The following is an 8,791-nucleotide window of genomic DNA, read 5'->3' on the forward strand; positions in this document are numbered from 1 at the left end:
GTCATCGGCACCGGTATCGACATGAGCCCGTTGTTCACCGAGCAAGCGAAACTCCGCGCTGAAGAACTCGGTGTCGCCGATCGAGTCAAGTTCATCCATGGCGATGCTGCCGGCTATGTCTCTGGCGAGAAGGCCGGTGTGGCAGCCTGTGTCGGTGCCACGTGGATCGGCGGGGGGGTTGTCGGTACCATCGAGCTGTTGGCGCAGAGCCTTCGCCCGGGAGGGATCATCCTCATCGGGGAGCCCTATTGGCGGCAGTTGCCGCCGACGGAAGATGTTGCCAAGAGGTGTCTTGCCCGCTCAATCTCCGACTTTCTCCTGCTTCCAGAACTTCTCGCGTCTTTCGGCCGCCTCGGCTACGACGTCGTGGAAATGGTCTTGGCAGACCAAGACAGCTGGGACAGATACGAGGCGGCCAAGTGGCTCACCATGCGCCGATGGCTTGAAGCAAATCCCGACGACGAGTTCGCGAAAGAGGTCCGAGCCCAACTGACCTCGGAACCCGAGCGCTACGCCGCTTACACGCGTGAATACCTGGGCTGGGGCGTGTTCGCGCTGATGACGCGGTGATGTGGGGATTACCGGGCGACTCAGAAAGAGGGGAAAAACCAATCATGCCTAAAAACTCGCTCAAAACGGACGTGCAAAAGCGGTGCTGCGCTCTGCTTTTATACGCCGGTTAGCTCAAACGTTATGTGCGAGAAGAGGCCAGAAATCATTGGTTACGTGAATTTGCGAGGATATTATTGACCTGCAAATCCGGAACCCTTCTAAAATGACGAAGGTTTCCGGTTATAAGCTCCAAATTATGGGTTATAGCTGTGGCTGCAATCTGAATATCCGCATCGGGAAGGATTGTTCCAATTTCTTCAAGGTGAGCTCGGATTTTACCAAAAACTTTCGCAATGCTTGTGTCGTAAGGTAAAACGCTGACAGCGGCGAGAACCCGTTGTTCTATATTGGTTAGGTGTCGTTCACGGTGTTGGGAGCGGTAGGCGCCTTTGTACAGTTCGCCTATTACAACAGCACTGGTAAATTGCTCTTCACGAGCAACTTTCATGATCCATTTCACATAGGCTATTGCGGGGCGCGGGCGCAGAAGTTCTGAAATTGCATCGGTATCAAAGAGAAAGGCCATTTTCAATTTTTCAGGTCTGGGGTATTTCGCTGTCCCTGTCGAGGAGATGCGTTCAAAATTGAAGCCAATTCTTCGCTATTTTCCCAGCCGCCAGCAATACTGGCAAGGCCACTCTCTGGCCCTGCTTTTCTCAAACGCTTCAGATGTTCGAGGTCAGTGGGGCTAACCAGAGCGGCGACAGGTTTGCCATGCCTGGTAATGAGCACAGCATAACCTGCTTCAACTTTACGGATGCATTCTGAAAAGGTGGCCTTTGCCTCACCCACGGATATGTTTTTTTCCATTATCGACCTCCTTTTTTGACCATTATGACCATTATGACCAAAATGTCAAGAGGTTTGATTGGAACAGGCATATAACAACCGTATCACCTTGGGCTGGCAATTCAGCTGCGCTCCATTGCCGGCCGGTTATGCGGGGCGTTCACTGCGAGGGGGTCGTCAGAAGAGAGTCGGTTTTCGGTCGGGTACCATTGCTGTGATGGCCGGAAGGGGTTTTGAAGCCATACGACCATGCAAACTTGCGCGGCGGGGACTACGGAAGGTTGGCACCCGGCTGTCGCGCGGCCTGGTCAGTGGTTCCTGAGGCGCTTGCACAAAGGTTGGGGGGGTTAGCAGCGGTCTGAAAACTTTTTATTTTTTGATCAGCGCGGCCGCCGCGAGCACGCTGCCGGCCTCAAGGTAAAACAGTCCGTCAAAGTCCGCGCCCCAGGCGATCAGGGCTCCGCCGGCATAGGGCATGAGGAAATCGCGATATCCGGCGGAAAGATGGCCAGGTTGGTGTTCAGTCCGCTGAGGACAGGCGGCGAGGCCGCGAAAAGCAAGGCGTTGAGAAGCGGCAGGTTCACTCCCATGGATAGCCCATACAAGACGGCTAGGCTATATAATAGGTGGCCGGTGTACCGGCATGCGGCAGGAGGGCTGCGCAGAGGGCCGCAAGCACCAGGAAGCCTCTGGTGGCGGCCGCCATGATCAGGCACACGGCGTTGAACTCGAATGGCATGCCGCCGGGAGATCGACCGGCCTGAAGGGCCAGGGAGGCCCGGCGTAGGCCTGCAGACCTCAAGCCAGCCTCCGCGGCAGTCCGGCCTTATCCGCCAGCAGCTGCTTCAACACCCGCCGAGCCGCTCCCGGAATGAGCACTACGGCCGCGGGCTCAGGCTTCCAAGGCAGCCGCTGCAGTATCAGGGCGTCCGTTCCGTACCACAGCGGCAGGTAGGCGCCCAGGAAAAAACCCCTCTGCCGCAGTAGTTCCGTCGCCCAAGGCACGGCCGGGTCGGCGAGATCGAGTTGCACTTGCAGGATGCGATCGGGCGCCTCCGTTGAAAATTCATCGATCAGCCGGGTGAAATCCGCGCCGCAGCGCCGCACCCTCAGGCGCAGCAGGCCCGCAATCGGCACCGGCTCCGCGGCCAAGGCCGAGGGTCCGCCGCCCGGCCGCAGCCCTGAGTCGAAGACCCGCTCCACCCCCAGGCAGGCGGTGCAATCCTCCACAAAAGGGGTGTAGCGCTCAGGCAGATAAAGGGTTTGAGGCCCATCCCGAAAGATCTTATACATATATAGGAGCGAAACATTGGGGCCCTCCGGCGACGGCAGGCACTCCAGCTCCAGCCCCGTGGGATGGAGGCCGTGCTGCGTACGAGTTTTTGGGAGGCCGGGGTGTTGCAGACCAGTTCGCTGAATACAGCCCCGGCACTCACAAGAGCCGGCAGTTCGCCGATGTTGGCGTCGTTGAGGATTTTCGCCAGATTGCGCCGGCGGTAATCCTTGGCAACCATGAGCTGGCGGGCCTCGAACACCCGCCGGTGCTGTTCGACCAGATGCAGGGCGGCCAACCCGACCACCCGCCCTTCCGGAGTCCTGACCACCAGGGTGTAGCAGCGGTCCCCGGAGTTGTGCGCAATGATGGCCGCCGCGTCGTACACATCGGGGACGGGAAAGGAATCTCCGTGGACGTTCCGGTAGCACTCCACAATGCCCGGAGCGTCTTCGGGTTTGAACAGCCCCAGGACGAGACCTCCCGGCAGATGCCTGTCCTCGAAAAACATTACGGCCTCCTTGTTAAGCAGAGGAAAAAGCGCCCGACGCGGCCGATATACTTTCAAGACCGCCGTGGCGCATGAACAAGGTGTTGGAAAATGACCTTTTCCTGGATTTCGGGGCCTTGTATTTCAAGCCCTAGGCGTGTTAAAAGAATAAGGTGTATGAGGTATATTTTAGCCGTTGCATTGCGCTCATTCCCCGTCCCTATGACATGCTTTCATATATGCCTCATTCATGGGGATTTGGCAAGTCATGCATCCTCGGCAGCTTTCATCGGCCTCTGGTTCAGCGGATTTTTCAACACGCCGCCTGGTCCACCCGGGTATTATGCCGTTGGGCTTCGAAACGCCCAGCCCGGATGACCGACCCGCAGGCCTTTCAGCCTGATCCTTCCCGAGAGGCACGGATGAGAATTGTGCCGCTGTTCTTTCTGACGCTCTGGTTCTCCGCCTGCATGAGCCTTGCCGCCCCTGCGGATGCCTACGATCACCGGGGCCAAGCGGCTGTCGTACGCGACAGCTTCGGCGTGGCGCACATTTACGCGGATGAAGTTTACGGCCTCTTCTACGGTTACGGTTATGCCATCGCCCAGGATCGTCTCTTCCAGCTGGAGATGCTCAAACGCGGCACGCAGGGGCGTGTCGCCGAAGTCCTCGGGCCGGAGCACATCGAGTTAGACAAGAGCGTTCGGACCCATTTCAACCCCGCCTCCATCAAGAAGCAGATCATCAGGCTCGGCCGGGGACACAAAGATATATTGACGGGCTACGCCGACGGTATCAATGCCTGGATCAGGGAGATCGAGCGCGACCTGGATAGGCTGCTGCCGAGGCAATTCCTCGACTTCGATTTCAGGCCCGAACCATGGACCGCCTACGATGTCGCCATGATTTATGTCGGCACTATGATCAACCAATTCGGGGATATGAACTCCGAGACGGAAAATCTCTACATCCTCAAGACCCTGATCGAGCGGCACGGGGAGGAGACGGCGTGGAAAATATTCGATCAACTGATCCCGCGCTCTGCTGTTGACGGGGCGCCCACGACCAGTACGGCCGGGAAGGCTTACCCGGTCCCGGCGGGCGGTCCAGGAGCAAGCCGGCCCCGGACCAGGGCGGCGGGTTCCATCGCCCAGGCGCCCAAACCCACCCTGCGCCTCGGCAATCCGGGTTCTTTCAGCAGTGCGGTTCTCATCGGACGGGGTAAGGCCGCCGGAGCCGCGGCCATTCTGGTGGGCGGACCACAGTTCGGTTTTTTCAGCCCCAGCTATTCCTATTCAGTCGGGCTGCACGGCGGTGGCTTTGATGTCGTAGGCAATGCGCCTTTGGGGTACCCCGCCGTTTTGTTCGGACACAATGGGCATATCGCCTGGGGTTCGACTTACGGCGCCGGCGATCAAGTCGACCTTTACGCCGAAATCCTCGAACCCGATCGCCCTGATAGATATTTGTTCAAGGGCACCTACCGCTCGATGGAAAAGCGAACCGAGGTGATCAGGGTCAAAGGCGGCCAAGACATAGCGCATACGGTCTTCAGAACCGTCCACGGCCCGGTCATCTTGTTCTTTCCCGAACAGGGCCTCGCCTATTCAAAAAAACGCACCTGGGAAGGACGCGAACTGGATCAACTCTTCGGTTGCATCGAGTCCACCAAGGCCCGGAATTTCCCCACCTGGCTGCAGGGGATTCACCGCGTTTCCGAGAGCCTCAATTTTTTCTACGCCGACCGGCACGGCAATATCGGCCATTTTTTCGCCGGCAGATATCCCAGGCGCCGGCCGGGACATGACGGGCGCCTGCCGGCCTTCGGAACGGGCCAAATGGAGTGGCTCGGGCTCGAGTGCATTTCGGGAAACCCCTCGGCCTATAACCCTTCCCAGGGTTTTATCGCCAACTGGAACAACAGCCCGGCTCCGGGCTACCCCGGCCCGGACATCTGGTGGTACATGTGGGGCAAGGCGGACAGGGTGGCGGTGTTGCTGGAAGCGCTCGAGGGCCGGGCGCGCTTCACCCCCGAGGAGGTCTGGAATCTGGTCGGGGTCTCATCCCATGCCGACATCAACGCCCGGTTTTTCGTTCCCTATATCCTGCGGGCTTATGAAGACGCCCCCGGAGAAGACCTGGCAGCGATCCTGGAGGCCTTCGCCGCGTGGGACTACCAGTCCCGGGACGAGGACCGGGACGGGCGCTACGACGAGTTGGCCACAGCCGTCAGCCTGACTTTCTTGCCGATTTTCCTCGAAGCCGCCTTGGCTGACGATCTGGGGGAACTGTTCGACTGGTTCGGAGAGCCTGGGTACGTAAACCTCGGCGCCGGCACGAAGGCGCTGTATGAAGCCCTAGCGGAGCCGGAGGCCCAGGCTTTCGACTTTTTCAACGGCGTCGACCCGCTGATCGTGATCAGGACCTCCCTGGTGAAGGCGACGGACCAACTGCGCTCGGCCTTTGGTTCGGATCCCGACGGGTGGCGCCTGCCGGTGGACACCATGGAGTTCAGCGCCATAAGCTTTTTTGGAATGCCGCAGGCCGGCCCGGACGAATCATTTGTTCTGAGCCCCGCTATGAATCGCGGTACCATCAACTACATGGTGGCATTGCGCCCCACCGGGATTGTCGGTCACGAAGTGACCCCTCCGGGGCAAAGCGCCTTCATTGCCCCTGACGGGGCCAGATCGCCCCATTACATGGATCAACTGCAGATGTACGCCGATTTCGGTAAAAAAAGGATTTGGCGCAAAACCGTGGAGGTTTTTCGCAACCTAGAATCAGTGTCCGTCTTGAGGTACCGCCGTCCCGCAGCCTTTCTCCGGCACCCAGGGTAGTTTTCGTCCAGAAATGGTCTTAATTCCGGTCTCTGCGGTTGAGGTATAACCTTCAGCCTCCTTATGCAATCCTGCAGATGTTTTGAAAAGCCAGGCAGGCGTTTTGTACGTGGATCCCGACGCATGAAGGGTTGAGATCACCGCCCGGAAAAATCAAGGATGCTGTCGATAGCATCCACAACCAGTAAAGGACAACGGTCCAGCTGAGAAGTTCCGAGACGATCAGTGGATTAATGGTCAATCCTGGAATCATCCTCTTTGAAAAGGGGGATCTGCTCATGCCGTCGGTGGAAGAGAGGATAGGCTTCACCAGTGCTTTTGCGGAGGTCTTTCTGTCTGAGCGCGAGTATTTGAAGGGTCGTGAACCCAAGTTTGCCATTTTTTTTACCAAGGATTTGTATTTCAGTACGTTAGGCGATTTTATGGTCACTACTCATATTACGGTCGCGACATTTTTCTGGGATGCTGATACCTTAATTATTGGTACGCCGACGCACTGGGGGAATATGTCCGCGCCGCTAAAGCTTCTTTTCGATCGCAATGTACCGGTATTAATGGGGGAAAGTCCTAAGGGAATGCCAGAACCAAGGCAGAAAGGGAAGCGCGCCGTTGTTGTGACGGTTTGCACGACACCGTGGCCTTTCAATTTCATTTTTCCCGAGAGCAGGGGAGCTATCCGAGCGGTCAGGGAAGCTTTACACTACGGAGGTTACAAGACAGTGGGAAAGATAACAAAAACAGGGACCAAAAAGTCAAATGAGATTTCTCCATCGTTAGCGGGAAAGGCGAAGCGATTGGGGAATAAACTCATACAGAGATAACCTTCCAAGAACCGTATCACCTCGGGTTGGCAATTCAGCTGTGCTCGATTGCCAGTCGGTTATCCGGGGCGCTGGGCAGTGTTGACTGCAATTGGGGTATTTATGGGTGAAAAGCAAAAGACTATCGAAGGTTTATATAAAGATGCGAAGCATGGCAACTGGGAGCAGGTTCTATCTGATTGGCGACGAGATCCGCAGCTGGCGCAGCAGTGCAGCAGATACCAAAAGCCGTCTTCTGGTTGGACATTTTTGCATCAGGCGGCCTATTTCGGGCACGAGGCAGCATGTCTCGAGCTGATTCGTTTGGGCGTACGCTGGTCGGTTGGCATGGTTCCTTCGACCCGCCGTGTGGAATGGCTGGCGAACCGATGGTTTGACCGCGTAGAAAATTGAGCGATGTTAAAATGATCGATGACTGAAATAGCCCAACATGTCGCTTTTGATGGGCGGCTCGTTCTTCGCCGTCCCGCAGCTGAGCGTTGTAGGGTTTATTTTTTATGGATGGGATATATACTATGCTTACGCCAGATCAGTTCCGAATCAATGAAGCGTGGATAGCGATCAGAATTAATGAAGAATTCTTGTTCGTCAAGGGTGAACCTTATGACGTATATGTATTGATAGATGCCGGTAGCTGTTATGTATTTGGACAGGTTTTTTTACGAGTGGTCAATGAAGCACCCTCAGAAAAAGATGTAGAAGAATTGCTTCAAAAGGCATTCCATGGAAAGAACCAGTGGGCGGATCTGTTGATCTTAACTGGTAGCTCCCCAGCAGATGCTGTTTTTAAAAGGTTAGGAGAGAAAAAAGGCCTGTCTATAAAATCCGTGGATTTGTCAGAGCTGGAACCGATTGTGGGCCCTTTGAAAGAGTCTTTTGCCTCGCATTTTATTGGGAAAGCCCGATAAGAACGGCATAAAGAGCGAAGGTAAAATTTTCTCCGGGCTTATGCGTGGTGTTCACTACGAGGGGGTTGTCAGGGGAGAATCCGTGTTCGGGTACCATTGCTGTGATGGCAGGCAGGGGTTTTGAAGCCAGTCGACCATACGACCTTGCAACCTTGCGCGGCAGATTCTTTATTTCTGGCGGCTGGTTAAGGAAAATTAGATGAATCACACCCTTGCGCCCGGGGCTCGAATCGAGGCGCCTCCGGACCTGAGCCGCTGCTTCAGGTTCGTCCCCCGCGAGATCGTGCCGGAGGATGGAAAGATTATCAGGGATTGACTCCATGCAAAAATGATACTATATATAATATCAATCAACCATGGAGGTGCAGTTGGGCAAGGCTGAGAAACTCTACCGGAAGTGGTCCGAACATGTTCCCAGGGAGGCCCATCTGCACGAAGTCACGACCTTTCTGGATGCCTATTTCCCCGGAATGTGGAAGCAAAAGTCGTCTTCGCACATCGTAGTGCGCTGCAGCCGGTTGGCCATGTTGGCCGATTACCGCCCGTTCGGCGAAATTTCCGTACCGGTGAAAGGCGGTCAGCGGGTGAAAGGGTTTTACATAAAGGAGATTATCCGGGCTACAAGGGCCCTGGAGGAATTGGGAGTAGAAGACCATGAAAAGGAATGCTGATTATTATGCAGCGCTGCCTTACAGAGTGGAGATCACGGCTATCGCGGAGGAGGAGGGCGGCGGGTATCTCGCCAGGCTGCCGCAATTTGGGCGACTGGGGATTGTGGGCGACGGCGAAACACCCGAGGAGGCCCTGAGGGAACTCGAAGCCGCCAAGCGCGAACGTTTTGCGGAATACCTGGCAGAAGGGCGCGCAATCCCCGAACCCGAGACGGAGGAGGAGGATTTCAGCGGTCGGTTTGTAGTGCGGCTGCCGAAGTTTCTGCACCGGGAACTCGTGTCGGCGGCGCGCAGGAACGAGGTCAGCCTGAACCAGTATGTCGTTACGCTGCTTACCGTCAACTGGCGGGATGACAAGATCGGAGGCCGGCTCGAAAGGCTTGAATC

General features: G+C 56.4%; 12 protein-coding genes. 7 read left to right on the forward strand and 5 right to left on the reverse strand.

What is annotated here, in order from left to right:
* Positions 1-570: SAM-dependent methyltransferase (locus H567_RS0120590; protein WP_028322841.1), on the forward strand; the 570-nt coding region annotated here is incomplete at its 5' end.
* Positions 571-715: 145 nt separating this feature from the next.
* On the opposite strand, the gene H567_RS0120595 is transcribed toward H567_RS0120590, so the two are convergent.
* The 5 genes from H567_RS0120595 to H567_RS26370 all read right to left on the reverse strand — a co-directional run bounded on the left by H567_RS0120595 (position 716) and on the right by H567_RS26370 (position 3,185).
* The gene (locus H567_RS0120595; protein WP_028322842.1) at positions 716-1,138 is read right to left on the reverse strand and encodes a type II toxin-antitoxin system VapC family toxin; all 423 of its coding nucleotides are present in this window, start codon (positions 1,136-1,138) and stop codon (positions 716-718) included.
* 2 nt (positions 1,139-1,140) lie between these two features.
* Entirely contained in the window at positions 1,141-1,422 is a 282-nt protein-coding gene (locus tag H567_RS26360; protein WP_051185172.1) for a type II toxin-antitoxin system Phd/YefM family antitoxin, read from the reverse strand.
* A 589-nt stretch (positions 1,423-2,011) separates the two neighbouring features.
* A complete protein-coding gene (locus tag H567_RS0120610; RefSeq protein WP_028322843.1) occupies positions 2,012-2,203 on the reverse strand; it encodes a hypothetical protein in 192 nt (63 codons plus the stop codon).
* Positions 2,200-2,538 (reverse strand): hypothetical protein, encoded by a 339-nt coding sequence (locus tag H567_RS26365; RefSeq protein WP_153306308.1) that lies wholly within the window; start codon positions 2,536-2,538, stop codon positions 2,200-2,202. Before H567_RS26365 ends, H567_RS0120610 begins: the two co-directional genes overlap by 4 nt.
* Positions 2,511-3,185, reverse strand: coding sequence for a GNAT family N-acetyltransferase (locus H567_RS26370; RefSeq protein ID WP_035255551.1), 675 nt, complete (start codon positions 3,183-3,185; stop codon positions 2,511-2,513). The genes H567_RS26365 and H567_RS26370 overlap by 28 nt, the downstream gene beginning before the upstream one ends.
* Before the next feature lie 401 nt (positions 3,186-3,586).
* Between H567_RS26370 and H567_RS26375 the strand changes: the two genes are divergently transcribed.
* The 6 genes from H567_RS26375 to H567_RS26385 form a co-directional block, all read left to right on the forward strand.
* Complete coding sequence (locus H567_RS26375; protein ID WP_051185173.1) at positions 3,587-6,004, forward strand: penicillin acylase family protein; 2,418 nt, start codon at positions 3,587-3,589, stop codon at positions 6,002-6,004.
* A 233-nt stretch (positions 6,005-6,237) separates the two neighbouring features.
* Positions 6,238-6,825 (forward strand): flavodoxin family protein, encoded by a 588-nt coding sequence (locus tag H567_RS29705; RefSeq protein WP_244155533.1) that lies wholly within the window; start codon positions 6,238-6,240, stop codon positions 6,823-6,825.
* Between the two features lie 102 nt (positions 6,826-6,927).
* Complete coding sequence (locus H567_RS28850) at positions 6,928-7,218, forward strand: hypothetical protein (RefSeq protein WP_153306309.1); 291 nt, start codon at positions 6,928-6,930, stop codon at positions 7,216-7,218.
* Between the two features lie 122 nt (positions 7,219-7,340).
* Positions 7,341-7,733, forward strand: a complete 393-nt coding sequence (locus H567_RS0120635) for a hypothetical protein (protein ID WP_028322846.1) — start codon at positions 7,341-7,343, stop codon at positions 7,731-7,733.
* Positions 7,734-8,101: 368 nt separating this feature from the next.
* Entirely contained in the window at positions 8,102-8,404 is a 303-nt protein-coding gene (locus H567_RS0120645; RefSeq protein WP_028322847.1) for a hypothetical protein, read from the forward strand.
* Positions 8,388-8,791 (forward strand): type II toxin-antitoxin system HicB family antitoxin (locus H567_RS26385; protein WP_051185174.1); only part of this gene is annotated, 404 nt, incomplete at its 3' end. The genes H567_RS0120645 and H567_RS26385, both read left to right, overlap by 17 nt.

It is taken from the genome of Desulfatiglans anilini DSM 4660, from assembly GCF_000422285.1.
GTDB classification, from domain to species: Bacteria; Desulfobacterota; DSM-4660; order Desulfatiglandales; family Desulfatiglandaceae; genus Desulfatiglans; species Desulfatiglans anilini.